Below are 22,782 nucleotides of genomic sequence, written 5' to 3' on the forward strand. Positions count from 1 at the left end.
TTTTCTATTTATACTCTTATATACGCAAGTTCCATGCCAAAAATAAAGACCATCGAAAAGGCTTTAAGAAAGCGCTTTCGATGGTCTTTTATTTTATTTGCACACTACTAGTCACTATTACACACTGACTTTATTCAACGTATTACCCATAAAAATTTGGACAATATAGGCAACTTCATCATCTGAAATCTTAATATTATACATTTTTTCAACAATAATCAGGGCCGTTTTAACTATTTCCATCTGTAAATGATTCTCAGCTGAAAATTCTTGGACATTCTTAAACGGTTTAATTGATTGATTTTTCAATCTTGAATCTACTAGAAATGCTAGATGCATCATGATCCCTACGATAATCTCTGGATCAAGAACAATCTGTAAATCTGATTAAATTTTAATAATCATGGTTTGAATAGTATGAATTAAATCTGGGACAGAATTAACTGAATTAATACTACCTTCCAATGCATTAATTGTTTCTCGCGTTAAGTCGTTATCAGACAACATCCGCTGCAAAACTTGTAAGGTTTCATCATTAAAGATATCTAAAGCAGAAAAGAATGGCACTCTTTGGTAAGAAACCTCGACGGTACCAACAATTGCCTTCACATCATAATCGCGCATTAATGTATTAATGTGCTTTTTAAATGCATCTTTTTCTAAATATTGCATCCGAATTACTTTAACTTCGTCTTCGTTTACAATTGGCATAATACGATCATATAATCTTGCGGCGACACCTTCGCCGGTAAAACAAGCTACGATAACTGCTTTTTTCCTAGGATGCATATGGAAAAACTGCTCTTTTACAGACGATTCAAAAATATGTTGTGCATTTGCGTAAATATCTTCTAGTTCACGACCGGCAATCGCAATTCTTAATGATTCAAGCACAACTAACGTACTCGTCATTGAAACAGCTCGAATATTAATCCCTGTTTCTTCACCTAACATTGATGCAAAACTAGTTAAAGAGCCCATGTCAGTTAAAAGTAATAACCCTTTTTTCAATTGTTCCTGACTATCCAGTACATAATCTCGTACTTGATCATAAATTTCCGAAACATTTACATCAAGTGGCATATTAATTGCTTTTCCCTTTGTTGTACCAAGTAATTCTTGTGCTGTCTGTAACATAGAAGAAGCCGTTGATGCCCCGTGCATTAGCACGATGATACCGACTTTAATTTCATTTTGTTGTTTCTTAACACTTAAATCAGAGCTCAAAAACATTGTAATAAATCCAATTTCATCTAATGGAATTTCAATATCAAATTCATGTTCAATTTTATCTGCCATTTCCAGTGCAACACGAAAGGCTTTTGGATTTTTTTGTCGTAAATTATTTAAATCAGGATGAATAATTGCGACATTTTTCCTGATTCTTTCAATAGCACTAACAAGGTGTAATCCAAATGCAAATCGTGCATTTTCATTATATTTTTGCCCTAATTTATTCTGGGCTAAGTCATAAACTTCATTGGTAACCGTCCAAATATCATCTGGTAGTAACTCTTTTCGAACGCCTTCACCCGATAATTGTTCAATGTAATCTTTAAAATAACCTTTATCATCTGAATCGATTAACGTTTTAAGATTTAGTGATTTAAAATTCTGTTTATCAGTTTCACTCACTTTTTTATCAATTGTTTCATAAACCGTTGGTTTTTGATCGTTTTTTTCTACCGTTTCGCTATTTTTAAAAGTCACAACTTTTGTATTTTTTTCATTTGTTCGTTTCGCTAAACGTTCCATTAAGACATCAATTTTTTTATATTTGGATTTACCTTCCAAACGTCCTTTTTGAACATTCAATGGTAAGTCTTTTAATCTGATATATAACGAAGCCGTTTCATGCGTTCTAAAATACAAGAAGGCCTTTGCACAAACAACTTTAATATCCCTCTGAATTTGACCAATATTTGCTTCAGGCTCGTATAACATTAATGCAAGCATCGCATCTCGCTCAACAATAATATCTTGGCTCAATCTACCGACTTCTTGTTCAAAAAAATTCATGACTATCCCATAACGTTCATCAATTGTTCGTTTTGAGATAGGCGGTAATGTAATTGCCATTGGAATACGTCGATTAAATGTGCTCAAAAAATTTTCTGACGTTTCAGTCGTTGCCCCAATAATCTGTACACTCGCTTCTTTAGTAATTGAAGACTCTCCTAAAGGCCGATAAAACCCCTTATCAATAAAGGTAAAGAGCATTTCTTGTCCCTCAGGAGGTAATCGATGAATTTCATCTAAGAATAAAATACCACCGTTAGCTTTATCCATTAATCCTTTTTTATCTTGATCAGCACCTGTGTAGGCCCCTTTTTTAACACCAAATATATGCGCAAAAAGTAACTGTGGATTATTCGCATAATCCGCACAATTAAACCGGATAAAAGGCGCATCAGCCTTCACCATTTCTGATTCTAATGCAAACTGATACATACATTCAGCAAACAAAGATTTACCCGTTCCCGTTTCACCAAAAATAATTGTGTGTAGTCCTCTTGGTGGATATAAAATGGCTGCTTCGGCTTGTTGGATCATAACCTTTAATGAATCATTAGACCCGATTAACTTTTTGAAACTCATCTCTTTAACACTTTTATCATTAATTTCTTTTTGACGTGTTTCTTTTTCTTCAAGTGATGCCCACTGATAGAGAACAGGGCGCCCATCACTTTTTGTAACGTCACCATTTTTATATAAATCATTCAAATAACGACTCACATTTGCGCGATTGCAATTAAGCTCGTCTGCAATCTGTGTCGCATCCATCGCTATTTCCTTATTTTTTAAAAGATTATAAATATCATTTTTTCGATCTCCCAAGTTATCACTACTCCCTTACACGCTAAAAGAAAACGCTTACCACTAGTATACCGCAATCTTTTTTACATTTACACACTAATATTTGCTGGCTTACTTTTCTCCTTTTACACAGAAAATCATAACCTAAATAAAAAATCTTACTTTTCAGTAAGATTTTTTATTTACTCTGTAAATATTTTTTTAATTCTACAACACGACTAGCAAGTTCTTTTCCCATATCAGTTTCAGCAATTGTTTGTCTTTTAACTTCACTATCAATAATTCGTTTCACTGAAATAATATCTGTCCCATTTTCAATTGAATCCCACTTAGACGTAAAGGGTTGGTGAGCAACTAATTGTAAGCCATATGAATTAGAGAGCAGCGTATATCCACCAATTCCAGTAGTTGATTGGTAAGCTTTTGAGAAACCACCATCAATCACAATCATCTTTTTATTGGCCATAACCGGCTTGTGCCCACGCTTAACTGGTGTATGCCCATTAATTATTTTACCGTTATCTGGATTAAGCCCGAATTCTTCTAATATATGACGACAAAATGCTTCATCATGTCGTAATTTGTAATACGCATTTGGTATCTCAACTTGAACTTCTTCATCATTAATAAAGTAACGTTCAAAAGTTTTCATCGCATGTTTCCCAAATAAAGGCGATTTGGGTCCTTGCCATAAATACCAAAGTAAATCAGTTTCAAGGTCAGTAGATTTTTTAGGTTTAGCATAGCTTTTACGTAAATTATCTTCAAAAAAAGCTAATAATTCTGGTCCTGCATATGCTTTCCCTTTTAGCTCAAAGCCCTCCAATTTACCTTCTTGTGTAACTGGAATACAGCCGTGAACTAACAAGTTCCCATTATATCGTTTAAACATACTACCACGTGCCATCATAAAATCTAGATGTTCTCGTAATTTAGTCGCATGGATAAATGATTCTACTAATTTATCCATTATTTCTGACTCATCATCTGTTAATTTATACGGATCTGCCCAATCAACTGTTTGAAAACAAGTATCTTGTAGTGAATAATGTTTCCCATCGATTTCTATTTTTGACCCTTTGTTCCAAATCTTTTCTAAAATCGCACGATTTGCCATATCAAAATCAGGACGTCTTTTAATAATCTGTCCTTCTAATTTAAATTGAATAATAGCGATTGCCTGGTGTATTTTGGTCATTAAAAGTCGTTCGTCTTCTTTGATTTTTTCTTGTGCTGAATTAACTTTCGGTGAAAATGCTGGATTATCTTGATACGTTTTATCGGCAAATGTTGCTAAATGGCGTAAATTAATCCCATATGCATCTTCAACAATAGCTAAATTATTATATCTAGCACAAATTCGCAATAAATTAGCGATACATAAAGGCGAGCCAGCAGCACCACCTAACCATAAAATATCATGATTTCCCCATTGAATGTCAACTGAATGATAATCAAGAAGTGTCTTCATAATTTTATCTGGCGCAGGACCACGATCAAAAATATCCCCAATTACGTGTAAATGGTCAACGATTAACCTTTGAATCGTATACGCTGTAGCCGTTAAAAATGCTTCTGCTTGATTTAATTTAATTAAATTTTCTATTATACGATTATAATAATCTTTTTGATCAAGTTCATTGGAATTACTATATAATAATTCCTCTGTTATATACATAAAATCAGGTGATAGTGCCTTTCGTACCTTCGAACGGGAATATTTTGTTGCTGTCTTTTGTAACAACTCTATCATTCTGGCAATGGTATCTAAATACCACTGCTCCAATTCAGGTTGTGAAGTGAATTGTTGTTTTTTAGCAATTAGTTTTTCTTCTGGATAATAAATTAAGATTGCAAAGTCCTGTATACTCTCTTCAGTCAAACGGCCTTCAAAAATTTCTTGAATTTTTTGTTTAACATTTCCTGAACCATTTCTTAAAACATGTTGAAATGCGTTATATTCACCGTGAACATCACTAACAAAATGCTCCGTTCCTTTGGGTAGATTAAGAATGGCCTCTAAATTAATAATTTCAGTGACAATACTTTGTTTAGTCGGAAATCTTTTTTCCAATAACGTTAAATAATAGGGATTCATTTAAATGGCCTCCTTCATTTTATGATGCGCTTACAGTCACTATACCATGCCGGTTTGCCAATACCAATTACAACTTATTAAATGAGTCATATTATTATATATAAGCTTTTTTATAAACCAGCTACCTATACCAAAAAAGCAGACCAAAAGTTTTGGCCTGCTTCATTTATTCTTATTTAGTTTGAACAATTGCCGAAACTTCATTGGCTTTAACTGTCTCATTCAAATGATCAAACGTTATATTAGACACTTTATCCATATTCGTTAAAACGACCATCATCGTTGTTTCCTTACCAGCAGCTTTAATTGCGTTTAAATCAACTCGCGCAACTAAGTCACCTGGTTTAAGAGTTTCGCCTTCAGAAATAGTCACTTCAAAAGGTTTACCTTCTAATTGAACGGTATCAATTCCCATGTGTAATAGGACTTCTAATCCCGTTTCAGTCGTGATACTAATTGCATGTTTCGTTGGAAAGATACTTGCTACTTTACCAGCAACCGGTGTATAAATTTCGCCATTAGCTGGTTCGACTGCATAACCATCACCCAACATTTTTTCAGCAAAGGTAGCATCTTTAACATCCGAAATAGACATTAATTCGCCCTCTGCAACCGTATAAAACGTTTCACTACCAATAACCGTTGAATCATTATGATTAGCTGTAGCGCTTGATTTATCCGTCTCAGCCTGTAACTTTTCATTACTTAATGAAATAGAATCAGCCTTTGACTCATATAACTTACCAAGCTCGTCAGCAACAAATTGAACTTCAGTTCCAATAACGACTTGAATATTTGTTTTATCGATAACTTTAAACCCAGCAGCACCTGATGCTTTAAGTGCATCTTCATTAATATGGCTTGTATCTTTAACTTGTAGACGAAGACGGGTTGTACAATTATCAACGACTGTTAAATTATCTTTACCACCAATAGCAGCGTAAACAATTTGAGCTTGTCGTGCATATTTGTCATCCCCTAATTCAGGCGATAGTTGAATATCTTCAGTAATTGGTTCGCGACCTGGTGTCATTAAGTTAAATTTCTTAATGGCAAAATTGAATAGTGTGTAATAAATAATTGCCATCACAACACCTTGTACCAACAGCATTAGTGGCATATTAGCCATTGGTACACGTATACTCAAGACGTAATCAACTAAGCCCGCACTAAATGTAAATCCAGCTGTCCAGTGCATAAATGCGGCAAAAGCTAAAGATAACCCGGTTAATGCCGCATGAATGACGTATAAAGGCCATGCAACGAACATAAATGAAAATTCTAAAGGTTCACTCACGCCTGTGAAAAATGATGCAAATGCACCAGCTAGCATCAATGAGCCAACTTCTTTTTTACGTTCAGGTAAAGCATTTCGATAAATGGCATACGCACCAGCTGGTAGCCCAAACATCATGATTGGGAAAAATCCTGCCATGTACATACCTGTAGTTCCTTTAATTCCTGTATTACTCCAAAAGTTCCCGATATCATTAATTTTAGCAACGTCGAACCAAAATACTGAATTCAACGCTTGATGTAATCCGGTTGGAATTAAAAGCCGGTTGAAGAATCCGTATAAACCAGCTCCAACCCATCCAAGTCCAACCATAAACTTACCAAATGCAACTAACCAAGCATAAACAACTGGCCATGCAAATAATAAAGCTAAGGTAACAAAAATCATTACCAATGCTGACATAATGGGTACTAATCGTTTCCCACTAAAGAATGAAATAGCCATTGGTAACTTCACACTATGGAAACGATTATACATTGCTGCCGCAATTAATCCGGCAATAATCCCAATAAACACATTACTACTGATAGAACTAAATGCAGGATCAACATCTGTTACTTTTACTCCTAATAAAGCCGCAACCGAAGTCGGTTCCAACATTTTAACTGGAATTTCAAATGCAACAACACCAGCTAACGCAGCTGCGCCATCCTTGTTAGTCGACATTCCTAAAGCTAAACCAGCAGCAAATAATAATGCTAGATTACCTAGAATTGCGTTTCCGCCGGCCTGCATAAATGCCGCCGCAAACCAATCTTGTGGCAACCAAGTTCCAATTCCAACCAGTAATGCTGCTGCCGGTAGTACTGCGATAGGCAACATTAACGAACGTCCCATTCTCTGTAAATAACTTTTCATTTTTTATCCCCTTTTTTTCTTATAAAAACTATCATACAGGTTAGACCAAAAAAATTCAAATCAAATACAAATCAAGTGAAAAACGTGTATACAAGGCTTTAGAAAATAAATTAAACATCTATACCAATTTTATTTTTTAGACAAAAAAAAAGTTGCTTAATTATATTAAGCAACCAACTTTTTAGAAAACAAGCGTCCCCACACTAAATTTTCTCTTCGATATTCTGTGTCCTAATCAATAAACTCTTTGAATCATTTATTTACAAGACTTATTATGCCATGTAATTCCCCATAAAAAATATTAATATTTGAGGGTTAACTCGCAAATTTTGACATTTACAGCTTATTTACTGATATGACGGTCTTTTGTCCTTCTCGTAAGGGCAACTTCATTTAAAGTATTTAACGCTTTATTGTATTCAGGATTAAAATAAAAATCCATTGATGATAATTTAGCCATCGTCATTTGCATATTAATAGCTACTGACATGATATTAATCATATCTAAAATATCATGTTTCGAATAAATTTGTGCACCAACAATGACTTCAGTATCTTTCCTGTACACAACTTTTATAAGTATTTTGGAACCATTTTTAACGTAATCATATTGAATCTTATTTTCAATTGTATTGGATAGAACATCCAATCCGATATATGGTGCGTTTTCTTCAGTGACACCTGTCGTTGCTAAATAATGACCGAATAAGTTCATCCCCGCTGTTCCTTGCGTCGTTTCAACTTTAACAGGACTAAATAGACCCGTACAGTTATACGCCGCCACAATTGCACCTTTAATAGCGTTATTAACAAGAGGTTGATACTCTCGACGTTGGCTGACAGTTTGTTTAAATCCGGCATTATCACCTGCTGCATAGATGTCTTTATCACTTGTCTGCATGTAATCATTGATTTTAATGGTATTATTTTGATTAAGTTCAACAGCGTCTCTCAAAAAATCATTGTTAGGTTTTAATCCAACCGAAAAAACGACTAAATCACAGGCGATTTCTTGGTCAGTTGTCGAAACGCTAACTATTTTGTTATTCTCATCCACATTAATAGCATGAACATCATTTTTTAATACAATCTTTATCCCTTTTTCTCTTAAATCATCAATTATCCGATTACCAATTTCTTGATCTACGTACCGTGTCAAAACACCTCCCATAGCTTCAACTACTGTAACATCAACTTTTTCGCCTTTACGTCCCTCATAAATTGAGCTAGCTAATGCAAGCCCCACTAATCCTGCACCAACAATTAAAATACGCCTATTAGTTGGGCACAACTGTTCCATAGCCTTTTTTGATTCTTCTAAATTTTTATAAAAAACAACATTTTCATTATCTATCCCTTTAATATGTGGTTTAACAACCTTAGACCCATTAGCTAAAATTAATTTGTCATAGTTGCTGTAACTGTATTGTTTATCTGCATTAACAAAGTATAAACGTTTATCCTCCGTACTAACGTGCAACACTTCAGTACCAAGCATCAATTTAATACCTTCAGACTCTAACGCAGCAGGTGTCGCATAACTCGCTTCTTCTAAGTTATCAATAACCCCATCAAATAACAAATTAATTCCAGATGAGATATAGCTAACGCTATCTTTCATTTCCATAATAATTACTTCGGCATTTGGATCTGATTTTGAAATTGTTCTAGCGGCAGCTATCCCTGCGTGCGTTCCGCCGATAATGACATACTTCATTATTTTTCCTCCAAGCTTTGCGTGTTAATTTTTCTAACCTTATCAATTTCTAAAATTTCATTTACGACATCAGTAATAACTTGATCTGAACTAACACCAATTTCTGACATCACATATAATGGTGAATTAAATTGATCTTGGTTAACACCCATCCTATTTGTCACAATTAAATCATATTCTTTACCTTCTTGATAAATTTCTACTTGAGCGTTTAAAACGCTGCTTAAAACACGTTCCATAATGATTACGGTTAGTTTTTCCATAATTGGATCACGATTAATTAATAAGCCAATTTTTAAAACGTCATCAAACTCGAAGTTTAAAATATTCAAGATATATAAATACTGATTTTGTAGATAATATAAATCATCTGGCGAATTTAAGCCATCGAACTGTGTAACAGATTGATACGCCGTCAATAATTTTTGAATGATCTGCGAAAAGTCTTCTCGTTCTAATGATTTACGATTAAATTCCATAATTGTTCGATTATAACTAAAACTTTCACCTTTAAATATGGCTAATTTGCTGTATGAATTAAATAAATTATAAGAAATTTTTGAATCCCGTTTGAAGTAAGTATATTTCTCAATATCACTCCAAAAAAGACTAATTGCACTATTGATGGGTGTTTTTTTATCAATATCGTCATCTTTAATTTGAACATATAATTCAGAATCGTTTTTAATTAAATCAAATCCAATTAAAAAGTAATAGAACCCAACAGCATCTTCTTCAGAAAAGGAAAGTGAATATTTTTTTAAAAATCTAAAAAGACTTAATTTAACTTTACTGTATGCGAGATTATTTTTGATTAATTCACGAGAAATAGGCGTTAATGTCTGAACATGTTGCTCTTTATATGAATTAATTCGAATATAAATTTTAAGCCATAGAAAAACTCTAAGTTTCTCGTCGTCTTTCCATCCTAAGTCATATTGTTCATCTAAAACATTAACGTAATCGTTAATCGTCTCATTTCTAGATAAGAGTTCTTCGCGATCAGTGAATGGAACCACCCTAATGAAAAAAAGGTAATAAAAATAATTCAGTTGAATTTTAGTCCCAACTAATCGTCGATTTTTAATTTTTAGATCAAATCCTGCTAACGTTTCATTTAATTCTTTAATTCACCTTGTTATTGACGACCCACTGATATGTAATTCGTTCTCAAGATCAATTAAATTCAATGTTTCATTCGCATACAAATACATTATTATTTTGTATTTATACGATTCTCTTAAAAAATCAGTACTAATATTCGATAAATTTGTCGTACCATCTACTTCAAATTCAACGTTATTAGCGCTCACTTCAAAATGAACATGACCTGAAGCGGTAGCTTCCTCAAGCGTTATTTCAATATTTTTTAGGTACATTCGTAAAGAATTACCAGATATTTGGAGTAATTCCATTAATTTTTTCTTACTTAAATAACCACCATGTGTTTGTAATAGTTCTAGTATTTGGTTAAAAGTTCTTTCCTGCCCATCTAAAAAATCTTCCATATACATAAAAAAATCCCCAGCTTCACTTGACCACTTACCCAATACGATTAAAAAGGCCAATTTAATTTAATTCTATTAATATGTTACCGCGAAAAGTGATAAATTGGTATTAATAATTTTATTTTTAATTTTATTTAATTTACCCCTTGCATTTTCGGTATATACTTGTTATATTAAATGAGTAACCTAATCAATAAAACTTATTCAGTACCTCCCCCAAGGACTGAATACCAAAATCAATCCCCCAATTGATTTTGACTGTTTTACCCTTTTCGACACTGTAACTTATGTTACGATGTCGTTTTTTTTTGCCTAAAAATAAGTATTTACTCTTTCAAAACCTAACTTTATCAATGCTTATACGCTAAATATACCTAACTTCTTTATTCTCTTTTATTTAACATAATTTCGTCACACTTTCTTCATAATTACTTGTTATTATATAAACATACCTTAATTAAATAACTTTTAACTTTAATTTGTTCTCCCAAACAAATTAAAATGATAATTAATTTCTTCCCGAATATTAATTATCCCTACTCCTTTTAATCCATTACCTCTCCCAGGTAGTGGATTTTTTTTATTGGCCTTGCATAATTTCAATGATTGCTTGATAGTCTGAACCTGGCGTCACTATATGAACACCATTAAAAAGGTTTGATAACGATTCAATTAAATTTTGCGAAGCTGCAATACCGACCTTACGTTCATCATTTTGCAACGCCGCTTGTTTCAATTCTGCCATAAACTTATTTGGTAGTTCAATACCCTGAACGTTATCTTGAATAAATTGAGCACGCTCAAATGAAAGTATCGGCATTACACTGATAAAAATAGGTATAGCCACTTCATTAATGGTGATCCAATCTTTTAATCGCTGAACATTTGTCATATCAAATACCGGTTGCGTGATAATATAATCTACTCCTGAATGAATTTTTCGATTAATATCTTCAAATTCAAAATCTAAATTTATCGCATTAATATTAAATGCCCCACCAACTTTAAATTGTGATTTACTATTTAATTCACGATTAGATGGCGATATTCCTTGATTCATTTTTTTAATTGTTGTAATTAATTGTTGCGATGTTAAATCATAGACATTTGTGGCACCTTGTATTTTTGTAGGATTCCCTTTAATAATCATTAAATTATTTAAACCAACAGCACTTAATCCCATTAATTTAGATTCTAATCCGACTAAGTTGTAATCCCGTGTTGTTAAATGTAGGATTACTGGAATCTGTTTTTCACTAAGTTTATATCCCAATAATATATTTGAAACGCGGGGCATCCCTAAAGGATTATCCGTAATTGATAATGCGTCAATATCTAATTTCATTAGTGCGCTAGCACCTTTAAAAAAATTATCCAGATTAAGCGTGCTTGGCGTATTCCACTCAACTAAAACCGTTTTGGTCATTTTCACTTTCTCTATAAAATTCAAAATACCTTCCTCCAAATCAAATTTCATATCACCTTACAATGTTAATTGTAAACTAACAAAACTGTCACATGCCTATGTTTTAATAAATAAAGCCGTATACTATAAATATACACACAAGATACTTTGTGTGTAACTTAATTCTACTATAAAAAAATACGATTATATTTTAGTTTAATTTTTCATCTAGATCTAACCTACTCCCCCCAGAGTCTCGAATAGATTAGTATTTTCTCACCACTACTTTTAAAAGTAGTGGTGTTTTTTTTACATTTATAGTTTTTCTTTTTAACGTCATATTTTCTTCACATTTACTTGTTAGAATAACTTCATACCTTAATTAATAACTTTTAATTTTAATTTATTTCCCCGAATAAATTAAATAAGATGATCAACTTTCCCCGAAGTTAATCACCCTTACCCTTTTCCGACATTGCCTCCCCTTGTAATGTCGGTTTTTTATTTGCGTTCTATTTCTAGTAGTTGCTTTTTCATATTAATCCCACCGCGATAACCCCCTAAGCTGCCATCTTTTCTTAAAATACGATGACAAGGTATTACAATTAATATAGGATTACGACCAACTGCACTAGCAACAGCGCGAATTGCTTTAGGATAATCAACTTCTAAAGCTAACTCAGAATACGTTCTCGTTTCACCGTATGGAATAAGTTGAAGTTGTCCCCAAATTTCTTTTTGCAGCATCGTCCCACTCAAATTAAAATCAACGGGGATCGTAAATTTTTGAATTTCATGGTCAAAATAGGCTTGTAGTTCTTCAATTATACTTTTAAAAATCTTGTCATTCTCTTCGAATTTAGTTCTTGGATAAAATATTTCAATTTCACTTCTTAACCCATTAGGCGACCCAACAAAACTCAATCCTTTATCAGTCATCCCTAGCCAAAAATAATCCGTGCCATTAAACCAATTCATTAAGTACATGTCAAAATCTCCTATTCAATCCCAGACAAATTTGCGCCATGAACTTCTGCGATATTATATACGATGATAAATGCATTTGGATCAATCGTATGCACCTTATTTAACATTTGTTGATAATTTTGATTTTCAACAATAATCATCAACATTTCTTTGCTTTCACCTGAATAACCACCTTTAGCATCAAAGATTGTTAGACCTCTATCTATAGTTGTATTAATATCTTCTTTTAATTTTTTTAATCCCTCTTCTGTACTCATCACATATAAAACTTTTTTACGGTCCAATCCCGTTTCAATATAATTCATAATTAAATACGTGATTATTAAAGAAAAAATCGCTAAAATAAATGCTTCAGAACCCGAGACAAATATATTGAAAAAACACACAATACCATCAATTATTAATAGACTGGTTGCAGGTTTAATATTGAAATATTTTTTGATTATTAGTGGTGGAACCGTTGTTCCACCACTGGATGCATCAATTCGATAGAGAATTGATATTCCCACCGCAAAAACTGCGCCACCGACAATAACAGCTAATAATCTATCCTCGACAATATTTATTTGAGGCGTAATCGCTAAAAATAACGGTAATACAAAACTACCAATCATAATTTTTTTAGTCGTTGAACGCTCTAACATAAAATAAGCCAAGATCAATAGCGCCATGTTAATGCTCAATAATACAATCGAAACGTTCCAATTAAAAGCTGTTTCTAAAAGGATTGCAATACCAGTTGCACCACCAACCGCAACTTCTTGTGGTGCGTAGAAAAAATTAATACTTATTGCAATCATTTCTAACCCAATTAACATTAATAAAAATTGAATAACTTGTGGTTTCATCCTATTTATCATAAAGGCCCTCTTTCTGTTCTAAATTTGTAACCCCTTACTATTTAGCATACCGAATTTTATATCATAAAACAAATTTTCGATTTATGGCACAAAAAAAGCATCTCTAAACAGAGATGCTTTTACTACTTTATTCGAAACTTTCAGTTGTCATTGAAGCTTTGTATAAATCAATAACATCATTTACTGACATATCAACATAAACAGCACTATCTAATTTTCCAACTCTAACAGCTGATTCAGCCATTACTTTAAAGTTTGTTTCTTCATTGATGTCAACACCGGGTAACGTTGTTGGTACACCTAACGATTTAACCCAGTCATAAACTGATTGAATAGCTTTATCAGCAACGACTTGGTCATCATCATCTTGAATATGCCAAACATTGCGACCAAATTTAGCAAACTTAGAAACCGTATCCGCAGATAAAACGAATTTCATCCAACGAGGTGTTATAATACCTAGCCCAACACCATGAGTAATATCGTAGTACGCTGATAACTCATGTTCAATAGAATGGGATGTCCAGCCATCTTGATAACCTAATCGCATAATACCATTTAATGCCATTGTTGATGACCACATTAAATTAGCACGAGCATCATAGTTATCAGGTTCCGCAACTGCAATTGGTGCCCATTTAATAACTGTTCGCATGATACCTTCAATCATACCGTCAGAAACATCATTATTTTTTTCTTTATCAAAGTATTGCTCTGTCAAATGAGAGAAAATATCAATTGAACCAGCAGCAGTCTGCCATTTTGAAACACTCATTGTTAATGCTGGATCCAAGAATGAAACAGCTGGTGTTTTGGGACCAAAACTACCTATTTTTTCATTTGTTTCTGGATTTGAGATAACTGATCCAGCATTCATTTCAGTACCAGTAGCTGCTAACGTTAAAATATCGACAAAAGGTAATTGATCAATTTTGAAACGTTTTGAGGGGTCTAATGATAAATCCCAAGGATCTCCTTCATAAAATGCTGCTGAAGCAATCATTTTTGAAGCATCAACAACAGAACCACCACCGACAGCTAAAATAACATCAATTTTATTTTCTTTAGCTAACTTTTGACCTTCACGAACTGAACCCACTTTAGGGTTTGGTTCGATTCCTGCTAATTCAACAACATTTAAATCACTCAAAATTTTCTTTACTTTGTCATATAAACCTGAACGTTTAATTGATCCACCACCATATGTTAATAATACATTGGGACCAAATTGTGCAACCGCATCATGTAATTCTGTTTCGATACGATCTGAACCAAATCGAATATCAGTTGTATTTTTAAATTGAAAATCTTTCATAAATATAATCTCCTTTGTATTTTGAAGTTATAGTCAAAGTTATTTCAAATGAACAACTACATTATAACCCCTTTAGGCGATGTCATTCCAATACAAGCCTTTACTAAAAGAAGATTCACCATTTTACTGGTGAATCTTCTATAAATATAAACGATTATTGTGTGACTCTTTTAGCTTCATCTTTTGCATGAATCATGCTTAAAATTTTTCTTGAAATTGGTCCAACAATAATTAGTTGTAACGGTACCGCAACAATAATATTGTGTCCAACAGTAGAAAGATAAGCAGACCAGAAATGAGCAGGCATACCACCTTCAATAAGTAACCCATAAAGTGACATAAAAGCGACCATTCCACAAATCATCATTCCTGAGATTGCGAGAATCATTTGCCACATTTTATCATGATTAAGAGGTAACTTATCAGCAATTGCCATCGCAATTTTACCGACAACTAAAACATCTAAGATAAAAGCAACAATAAAACCAGGAATGAATCCAAGTAATAACGTCACAAGACCTAGTTTTCCGACTAATAATAAATTGTATGCACTCATAACGAAAACCATCATCGAGCACATTAATGTTGTAAAAATAATTCCTTCTTTTGCATTTGTTGGCATATATCATTCTCCTTAATAACTTTAATAAAATATAATGTTACACAAAATAACTCACTGTCATAAGTCTTTTTTTTGAATATTAAAGCATTCTCATTGTAAGCGATTAAATCGATTGATTGTGCTACCAATTACATTACGTTATACTATATCCATAACGATTAAGGGGAGATTTCTATGTTAATTGCACTTATATTATCTTGGATTGTTGCACTTGAACACTTATTTATTATGATTCTTGAACTATTTTTCTCAACTAGTTCAATCGCTCAAAAAGCCTTTGAATTAAGACCAGAATTTTTAAATCAGAAAGAATCAAAAGTATTAATGGCTAATCAAGGGCTATACAATGGTTTTATTAGTATCGGTCTAATGATTGTACTTTTCATTCTAACTGGTGCTGCGCTTAAATCAATGTTGTTGCTTTTTACAGGATTTGTTTTTATTGCTGCTGTTTTTGGTAGTTTAACATCTGCAAAAAAAATAATTTTAGTACAAGGATTACCTGCATTACTGGCCTTTATCGCAATTACTTTAGCTTTATAGACTAACTAAAATAACGTTAATCATTAAGATTAACGTTATTTTTTTACGCTATTTAATTTTTAACGCTTCAAGTTGAACCTCAATATCAGCTAATTTAACATCAGCCTCTAAAAGAGATGCAGCAGTATAAGCACTTTCGATTAAAGCTGTATCGTACAGATGAACTTTTTTATCTGTGAATTCCATGACCATATTTAAATTCATCTTAGCACTTCCTAAATCATAAAAAGCTAACAACTCATCGGCACTATTTTCGTCAAAAGCTGCTTGGATTTTATCAAATGATGTACCAACTCCGTTATCATCAGTCCCACCAGCTGTTGTGATTGAGACACTTGCTGCAACTTGATCTAATAGTCGCTTGATACCTTCTGCAATTTCAGGAACATGCGATACAATTACAACCCCATATGTCATACTAGCACCCCCGTTTCCAGTAATGCCTCAAATAAATAGCCACTCGACATAGCTCCTGGATCAACATGACCGACAGAACGTTCTCCGAGATATGATGCACGTCCCTTTGTTGCAACAAGCTCTTTGGTTGCTTCAACATCTGCTTGTATTTTTTCAACTGTTATTTGCTTCATTTTAATATCCCCTAAAACTGGATTCCAAACATCAATCATGGTTTTAGCTCCAACATCTGAATCACCGCGTCTTTTAATACCATCTAGTCCCGCAGCTATTAATTTAGCTGGATCATTTGTTTCTTTACTTAATTTAGACATTTCAATAAAAGCCGTTCCATAAAGTGGCCCAGAAGCACCACCAACAGATTTAATAAAGGCCATTGCGACACTTTTAAATAAGTCTGATAAGGATTCAAATTTTTGATTTTTTAATAAATCTTGAATTGTTTCGGCACCACGAGCCATATTATTTCCGTGGTCTCCATCACCAATTGGTGTATCTAGCTCACTCAAATAAGCTTTATTTTCACTTATTTTCTCTGAAAAAATCTGGAACCATTCTGTTGTATTTTCAATTGTTAGCATTTTATTATCTCCTCTTACCAAGCGATTGTATCTACCGTATAATTTAAATAAGAAAGCCATTTATCATCTTCAATTTTAAATAATGTCAAAGAAATTCCAGCCATATCTAATGATGTCATATAATTACCGACCTTTGTAAATGCGACATCGACTTTTTTATTATTTAATTGATCAAGCGTATCGTTCATAAAAATATATTGTTCCATTAACGGTGTTGCTCCTAATCCGTTAACTAAAACGGCATATTTATCATCAGATTTCATATCAAATGCAACTTTTAGTTTACTTAGTAACTCTTCAACCAATTCCTTAGAAGGTTTTAATTTTTCACGACGATATCCGGGTTCACCATGAATTCCTACGCCATATTCAACTTCATCATCTGCAAGTTCAAATCCTGGTTTACCAACTTCTGGGACGGTCGCACCACTCAATGCAATCGCAATTGTTTTAATATTTGGCATCACTTTTTTAGCAAGTTCATCTATTTCATCTAATGTAGCTCCTTGATCTGCAGCAGCACCCAATATTTTATGCATGAACACTGTTCCCGCAACACCACGTTTTCCTTGTGTATATAGACTATCTTCAACTGCAATATCATCATCTACAACAATTGATTTCACTTTAATTTCATCTATTTCAGCAAATTCTTTGGCCATATCAAAATTCATGACATCGCCGGAGTAATTTTTCACAATACAGAAAACACCTTTACCGTGATTAGCAGCTTTGATTGCTTCATAAATTTGGTCTGGCGTGGGTGAAGTAAAAACTTGTCCAGCAACTGCACCTGACAACATACCGGGACCTACAAAACCAGCATGGGCAGGTTCATGTCCACTTCCACCACCACTAATGAGTCCAACTTTATCTTCCATCGATGCCACATCACTTCTAACCATAGCTTCCGTACTATCAATTTTACGTAGGTATTGTGGATAAGCCTTAACTAACCCATTAACCATTTCACTTACAATATTTTTTGGATCATTAATTATTTTTTTCATAGTATCCCCTTTTCTGTCTGTTTTAGGTACTTCTCCATTATATTGCAAACGTTTACAAATAACCAATTAAACTAGCTTTTATTAATAATTCCATGACCATTCAATTCTCAAGACACAAAAAAAGAGTTTCCAAAATCATAACGATTTTGAAAACTCTTTTTGAAAGAACTAAATAATAAATTATTTAGCTGCGCTTGTACCGAACCATTCAATACGATCTTCAACAAGATCAGTGATTGCTTTTGTACCTGGTGCAAATAATTTACGAGGGTCATAACCTTTACCTTGTTGGTCTTTACCTTCTTCAATATATTTACGAGTAGCAGCAGCGAATACTAATTGACATTCAGTATTAACGTTGATTTTTGAAACACCCATTTTAATAGCTTTTTGGATTTGGTCTTTAGGAATACCTGAACCACCATGTAATACAAGTGGTTGTTCGATTACAGCAGCTAATTCAGCTAAGCGATCGAAGTTTAAACCAGTCCAGTTAGCTGGGTATTGGCCATGAATATTACCAATTCCACAAGCTAAGTAGTCGATTCCTGTTGCAGCAAGTTCTTTAGCTTCGTTAACGTCAGCTAATTCACCAGCTCCGACAATTCCATCTTCTTCTCCACCAATTGAACCAACTTCTGCTTCAACTGAGATACCTTTAGCATGTGCTAAAGCAACGATTTCTTTTGTTTTTTCTAAGTTTTCTGCAAATGGTAAATCATGACCATCAAACATAACTGAGTTGTAACCAACTTCGATACATTCTTTAGCAGCTTCAAAATCACCATGATCTAAATGCATAACAACGGGAACAGTGATACCCATTGATTTAATAGTGTCTTGAACAAGGTGTAAAGCTAATTCATATCCACCCATATATTTTGCAGCACCCATTGATGTTTGGATTAAAACTGGAACACCTTTTTCTTGGGCTGCAGCAAGAATACCGCGAGTCCATTCTAAGTTGTTTGTGTTAAAAGCACCAACAGCGTAATGACCTTCACGAGCAGCGTTAAACATACTTGTACCATTTACTAATGACATTTGAAGTCCTCCTAGATAAATTACAATACGTCTGTATTGCATTTTTTAATACAGGTACATTTTAGCACATTTAATCATCAGATAAAACTTTCATTTTTTAAATAAAACTAATTATCAATAATTTTAATATAAAGGCAACCGTTCATCATTGATTTAACAGACTTACACACTAACATCTTCAAATTTAAATTCATTGATATTAATTAAACCCATATCAGTTATTTTCAATTCCGGTATCACCGCTAACGACATAAAGCTTAATGTCATCACAGGATCCACCGTATCATTAATGCCGAGCTCTCTATAAGCAACTTTATTAAATAGTTCAAGCTGTTCTGATATCCATTCTCCAGATTGGTCACTCATCAATCCGCCAATTGGCAATGGAATTGATATTAAAACTTTGTTATCTTTTGTCAGGACCATCCCACCTTGAATATCTTTCAAAGTCTCAATTGCCAACGCCATATCTTGATCATTAGTTCCTGTTGTAATTAAATTATGTGAATCATGTGCAATAGAAATAGCAATTGCCCCATGTTTAATACCGTAATCTTTCAAGACACCCGTGAAAATATTTCCCGTTTCATGGTGCCGTTCAATAACTGAAATTTTAGAAACTGGAATACTTGAATCGTAGATAAAATTACCTAGTTCATCACGACTAACATTAATTTCTCTATCTATTGTAATTGCTTCGTTAGGAATTACTTCAATTGCATGAACTCTATTACTTGTTAGAGGCAGAACTAATTTTTCTTGACTAAAGTTAGCTAAATGGACTGACGATTGGACACTATCAATTGTATAGCTTTTAGTTTCTAGTAAATATTTTCCCTCTTCAGCAACTTTTTCACCAGCAATATAGACACTTGAAATTAGCATATCCGTTAAATCACTAATAATTGTTAAGTCTGCTCTAAGTCCAGGTGCAATAGCACCTCTATCTTTAAGCTCACAACACTCAGCGGTATTAAGTGTCGCCATTTGAATGGCAACTAAAGGATCTATACCTTCTTCGATACAAATTTTCAAACTATTATCTAAATGACCCTTTTCAATAATTGTTTTCGCTTGGACATCATCTCCACATAGAATGGCCCTTCTAGAATTAGTGGTTGTGACACCTTTTAATAGTGTTCTTAAATTATGCGTGACAGATCCTTCACGTAGGAAGACGTACATACCACGGCTTAATCGATTTTGCATTTCTTCAAGGGTTGAGCATTCATGATCATTTTGAATTCCTGCGGCAATATAGGCATTTAAATCTTTGTCATAAACTTGAGGACTATGCCCATCAATTCGTTTATTTAAATTTTTTGCGACCAGTAATTTATCTAAAATATCACTCTCAGCATTAATCACACCAGGGAAATCCATAAATTCAGCTAAGCCACTTGTCTCATTATTCGTGAGTGGTTTAATCATGTCTTTGGCCGAAATAACCGCTCCAGAATTTTCCATTTTTGTTGCTGGAACGCATGAAGGCAGCATGTATTGGATATTAAGGGCTGTTTCTTTAGCTGCATTAATCATATAGTCGAGTCCAACTAGGCCCGCTACATTCACAATTTCATGTGGATCTGCCATGACCGTTGTTGTCCCATGCGGCGTTATTAAACGGCCAAACTCTTCTGGTCCAACGTAGGCAGATTCTATATGAATATGTGGATCAATAAATCCTGGTGAAATATATTGACCATGAACATCAACCGTCTTATCCCCATCATATTGGCCACCGATTCCAGCAATAAGGCCATCAACAATTGCGACATCCCCAGTCATTACCTGTGCATTATAAACATCAATAATTTTGCCATTAGTTAAGACTAAATCAGCAGGAATTCGGCCAGCAGCAACATCAATTAACTTCTTTAAATTTTCTTTTTCCATCATAACTCCTTATCCTTTAAGAGATGATATCTTAATAATTGGATCAACTATTTCTAAAGCGACACAATCTACCATGCCTAAATCAGTAATTGCCAAATCTGGAATTGCCGTAATTGGTAAAAATGACATATAAAATATTGGATCAGGTAAATCACTACCCATTAAATTTGACCCTTTTCTTAGCGCAATTTCGCCAGTTTCAATTTCACTTGGTAATAAGTCGCTCATGATACCACCCACAGGTAATGCTAAAAATGAAATAATTTTTCCATCAATAACAACAATTTGACCACCGCCTGCTTTAATTAATTCATTTGTAGCAATCGACATATCATTTGCATTGACACCCATAACGACAATATTATTATCATCAGGTGCAGAAGATGATGCCATTGCCCCTTTTTTCAAGCCCCATCCAGATGTAAATCCAAGTGCCTGATTTCCATTTTTACCAAATCGTTCTAATACAGAAACTAAAGCGACATCTTTTTCTGGACTAGGTTGTACGATATTATTTTCTATCGTTAATTCAACATCTTTTCTTTTTCGAACAAAAGCACCCTGACTATTAATTGTTTGGACAGTTGCCATTCCTACTTTTTCATTAACTTTATATTCAAAATCTTTTTCAGAGGTTAACTCATGCTTCAACTGGCCTTTAAATAAATTACTTCTGATTGGTGCAATCAACATTTCACTTATTTTTTTATTTTTGGCAACAACTTTGCCCCGACTAATAACCATTTCTACATTAAATGAACTTGGCTGATCAACAATCAATATGTCAGCAAGTCTTCCTGGCGATACAGACCCAACTTGATCATCAATTCGATAAGCTTCAGCACTATTTATTGTTGCCATTTGAATTGCTGTAATTGGTTCTACACCTGCTTGAATAGCTAATTTAACAAGGTTATCAAGATGTCCTTTTTGTAAAATATCAGATGCAGTTACATCATCTGTACAGAAACTAACATGTCGTGCAATTGCTGGATTAACTTCAGTAACTGCTCGAATATTTTCTGCCAAGAAATGTGTAACGGATGATTCCCTGATTAAAATATTCATCCCATTCCGTGCTTTTTCAACAAGCTCCTCATGACTATAACTTTCATGATCTAAGCGAACACCACTTGCTAAATACTCATTCAATTTCAATCCGGTTGCCATTGGTGCACAACCGAAAATGGGTTGGTGATTATTTTGTGCGTGAACCAACGTTTTTAACGTATCTTCATCTTGTGTTTCAACAGCTTCTCTAACCGTTTCCCAGATACCGTAACATTCTGTCCATTTTTGAATTGTTTCTTGAACATCTGAATCGATGTTAAAAGCAATTGTTGATTTTGGAATTGTATATGGTGTCTTATATGGTGCACCCCAAAATAAATTAAGCGGTAATTTTTCTACCTCTTTAAAAACTTCTTGAACACCTTCTAGTCCGGCAACTGATATTGTTTCATCTAAACCAGAAATAATACTCGTTGTTCCAAAAGGTACAACAGCATTAGCAAAACTTGTCATACTCATTTTGCTACATTCAACGTGAATATGTCCGTCAATTAATCCTGGCGTTATATACTTTCCAGTTGCATCTATATGTTCCGTATCATTGCCGATATAAGCTTCAATATTACCTATCGCAACAATTTTCTCTTTATAGATAGCTACATTTGCTTGATAAATCTCACTTGTCATAACATTAACTAACTTGCCATTTTCGATTACTAAATCTGCAGGAATTTTTGCTGCACCTGCAGAAATATAGTCTTTTAACTGTGCTAACGTCTGTGTCATTTAGTTATCC

General features: G+C 33.7%; 16 protein-coding genes and 2 pseudogenes. 1 reads left to right on the plus strand and 17 read right to left on the minus strand.

Features of this window, described 5'->3' with window-relative positions; genetic code table 11:
* Positions 1-117 precede the first annotated feature (117 nt).
* From AC1RPV_RS00860 to AC1RPV_RS00910, 11 genes and pseudogenes are all read right to left on the minus strand, one after another.
* Positions 118-2,838: pseudogene (locus tag AC1RPV_RS00860) on the minus strand (sigma-54-dependent transcriptional regulator).
* Positions 2,839-2,995: 157 nt separating this feature from the next.
* Complete coding sequence (locus tag AC1RPV_RS00865) at positions 2,996-4,915, minus strand: fructose-1,6-bisphosphatase (protein WP_481760987.1); 1,920 nt, start codon at positions 4,913-4,915, stop codon at positions 2,996-2,998.
* Between the two features lie 172 nt (positions 4,916-5,087).
* Positions 5,088-7,070 carry an N-acetylglucosamine-specific PTS transporter subunit IIBC gene (gene nagE, locus AC1RPV_RS00870; protein WP_481760988.1) on the minus strand — a complete coding sequence of 661 codons (1,983 nt, stop codon included), beginning with the start codon at positions 7,068-7,070 and terminating at the stop codon, positions 5,088-5,090.
* Between the two features lie 343 nt (positions 7,071-7,413).
* Entirely contained in the window at positions 7,414-8,787 is a 1,374-nt protein-coding gene (locus tag AC1RPV_RS00875) for an FAD-dependent oxidoreductase (RefSeq protein ID WP_481760989.1), read from the minus strand.
* Entirely contained in the window at positions 8,787-9,806 is a 1,020-nt protein-coding gene (locus AC1RPV_RS00880) for a hypothetical protein (RefSeq protein ID WP_481761150.1), read from the minus strand. Before AC1RPV_RS00880 ends, AC1RPV_RS00875 begins: the two co-directional genes overlap by 1 nt.
* A gap of 18 nt (positions 9,807-9,824) precedes the next feature.
* Positions 9,825-10,301 (minus strand): annotated as a pseudogene (locus AC1RPV_RS00885) (helix-turn-helix domain-containing protein); the annotation flags it as partial.
* Between the two features lie 574 nt (positions 10,302-10,875).
* Complete coding sequence (locus AC1RPV_RS00890; RefSeq protein ID WP_481762168.1) at positions 10,876-11,745, minus strand: methylenetetrahydrofolate reductase; 870 nt, start codon at positions 11,743-11,745, stop codon at positions 10,876-10,878.
* A 456-nt stretch (positions 11,746-12,201) separates the two neighbouring features.
* Entirely contained in the window at positions 12,202-12,687 is a 486-nt protein-coding gene (locus AC1RPV_RS00895; RefSeq protein WP_481760991.1) for a methylated-DNA--[protein]-cysteine S-methyltransferase, read from the minus strand.
* Positions 12,688-12,698: 11 nt separating this feature from the next.
* Complete coding sequence (locus AC1RPV_RS00900) at positions 12,699-13,547, minus strand: YitT family protein (protein WP_481760992.1); 849 nt, start codon at positions 13,545-13,547, stop codon at positions 12,699-12,701.
* Between the two features lie 127 nt (positions 13,548-13,674).
* Positions 13,675-14,862 (minus strand): iron-containing alcohol dehydrogenase, encoded by a 1,188-nt coding sequence (locus AC1RPV_RS00905; RefSeq protein ID WP_481760993.1) that lies wholly within the window; start codon positions 14,860-14,862, stop codon positions 13,675-13,677.
* A 154-nt stretch (positions 14,863-15,016) separates the two neighbouring features.
* On the minus strand, positions 15,017-15,484 hold the full coding sequence (locus tag AC1RPV_RS00910; protein ID WP_481760994.1) for a DUF2798 domain-containing protein: 468 nt from the start codon (positions 15,482-15,484) through the stop codon (positions 15,017-15,019).
* Between the two features lie 174 nt (positions 15,485-15,658).
* On the opposite strand from AC1RPV_RS00910, the gene AC1RPV_RS00915 reads away from it, so the two are divergent.
* The gene (locus AC1RPV_RS00915) at positions 15,659-16,027 is read left to right on the plus strand and encodes a DUF1304 domain-containing protein (protein WP_409021750.1); all 369 of its coding nucleotides are present in this window, start codon (positions 15,659-15,661) and stop codon (positions 16,025-16,027) included.
* A gap of 48 nt (positions 16,028-16,075) precedes the next feature.
* On the opposite strand, the gene dhaM is transcribed toward AC1RPV_RS00915, so the two are convergent.
* The 6 genes from dhaM to AC1RPV_RS00945 form a co-directional block, all read right to left on the minus strand.
* On the minus strand, positions 16,076-16,444 hold the full coding sequence (gene dhaM, locus AC1RPV_RS00920) for a dihydroxyacetone kinase phosphoryl donor subunit DhaM (RefSeq protein WP_481760995.1): 369 nt from the start codon (positions 16,442-16,444) through the stop codon (positions 16,076-16,078).
* The gene (gene dhaL / locus AC1RPV_RS00925) at positions 16,441-17,025 is read right to left on the minus strand and encodes a dihydroxyacetone kinase subunit DhaL (RefSeq protein WP_481760996.1); all 585 of its coding nucleotides are present in this window, start codon (positions 17,023-17,025) and stop codon (positions 16,441-16,443) included. The genes dhaM and dhaL overlap by 4 nt, the downstream gene beginning before the upstream one ends.
* Positions 17,026-17,039: 14 nt before the next feature.
* Entirely contained in the window at positions 17,040-18,035 is a 996-nt protein-coding gene (dhaK, locus tag AC1RPV_RS00930) for a dihydroxyacetone kinase subunit DhaK (RefSeq protein ID WP_481760997.1), read from the minus strand.
* Positions 18,036-18,215: 180 nt separating this feature from the next.
* A complete protein-coding gene (fba, locus tag AC1RPV_RS00935; RefSeq protein ID WP_481760998.1) occupies positions 18,216-19,079 on the minus strand; it encodes a class II fructose-1,6-bisphosphate aldolase in 864 nt (287 codons plus the stop codon).
* A 162-nt stretch (positions 19,080-19,241) separates the two neighbouring features.
* Positions 19,242-20,975 (minus strand): adenine deaminase, encoded by a 1,734-nt coding sequence (gene ade, locus AC1RPV_RS00940; protein ID WP_481761144.1) that lies wholly within the window; start codon positions 20,973-20,975, stop codon positions 19,242-19,244.
* Between the two features lie 9 nt (positions 20,976-20,984).
* Entirely contained in the window at positions 20,985-22,772 is a 1,788-nt protein-coding gene (locus AC1RPV_RS00945) for an adenine deaminase C-terminal domain-containing protein (RefSeq protein WP_481760999.1), read from the minus strand.
* Positions 22,773-22,782: the final 10 nt, after the last annotated feature.

The sequence above is a fragment of the Dellaglioa sp. CoH-55-MRSF-9 genome, from assembly GCF_056782155.1.

Excerpts from the sequence above, each read along its gene's own strand:
- AC1RPV_RS00865 (WP_481760987.1), bottom strand. The coding sequence starts at position 4,915 with ATGAATCCCTATTATTTAACGTTATTGGAAAAAAGATTTCCGACTAAA.
- nagE (WP_481760988.1), bottom strand. The coding sequence starts at position 7,070 with ATGAAAAGTTATTTACAGAGAATGGGACGTTCGTTAATGTTGCCTATC.
- AC1RPV_RS00875 (WP_481760989.1), bottom strand. The coding sequence starts at position 8,787 with ATGAAGTATGTCATTATCGGCGGAACGCACGCAGGGATAGCTGCCGCT.
- AC1RPV_RS00895 (WP_481760991.1), bottom strand. The coding sequence starts at position 12,687 with ATGTACTTAATGAATTGGTTTAATGGCACGGATTATTTTTGGCTAGGG.
- AC1RPV_RS00900 (WP_481760992.1), bottom strand. The coding sequence starts at position 13,547 with ATGATAAATAGGATGAAACCACAAGTTATTCAATTTTTATTAATGTTA.
- AC1RPV_RS00905 (WP_481760993.1), bottom strand. The coding sequence starts at position 14,862 with ATGAAAGATTTTCAATTTAAAAATACAACTGATATTCGATTTGGTTCA.
- AC1RPV_RS00910 (WP_481760994.1), bottom strand. The coding sequence starts at position 15,484 with ATGCCAACAAATGCAAAAGAAGGAATTATTTTTACAACATTAATGTGC.
- AC1RPV_RS00915 (WP_409021750.1), top strand. The coding sequence starts at position 15,659 with ATGTTAATTGCACTTATATTATCTTGGATTGTTGCACTTGAACACTTA.
- dhaM (WP_481760995.1), bottom strand. The coding sequence starts at position 16,444 with ATGACATATGGGGTTGTAATTGTATCGCATGTTCCTGAAATTGCAGAA.
- dhaL (WP_481760996.1), bottom strand. The coding sequence starts at position 17,025 with ATGCTAACAATTGAAAATACAACAGAATGGTTCCAGATTTTTTCAGAG.
- dhaK (WP_481760997.1), bottom strand. The coding sequence starts at position 18,035 with ATGAAAAAAATAATTAATGATCCAAAAAATATTGTAAGTGAAATGGTT.
- fba (WP_481760998.1), bottom strand. The coding sequence starts at position 19,079 with ATGTCATTAGTAAATGGTACAAGTATGTTTAACGCTGCTCGTGAAGGT.
- ade (WP_481761144.1), bottom strand. The coding sequence starts at position 20,975 with ATGGAAAAAGAAAATTTAAAGAAGTTAATTGATGTTGCTGCTGGCCGA.
- AC1RPV_RS00945 (WP_481760999.1), bottom strand. The coding sequence starts at position 22,772 with ATGACACAGACGTTAGCACAGTTAAAAGACTATATTTCTGCAGGTGCA.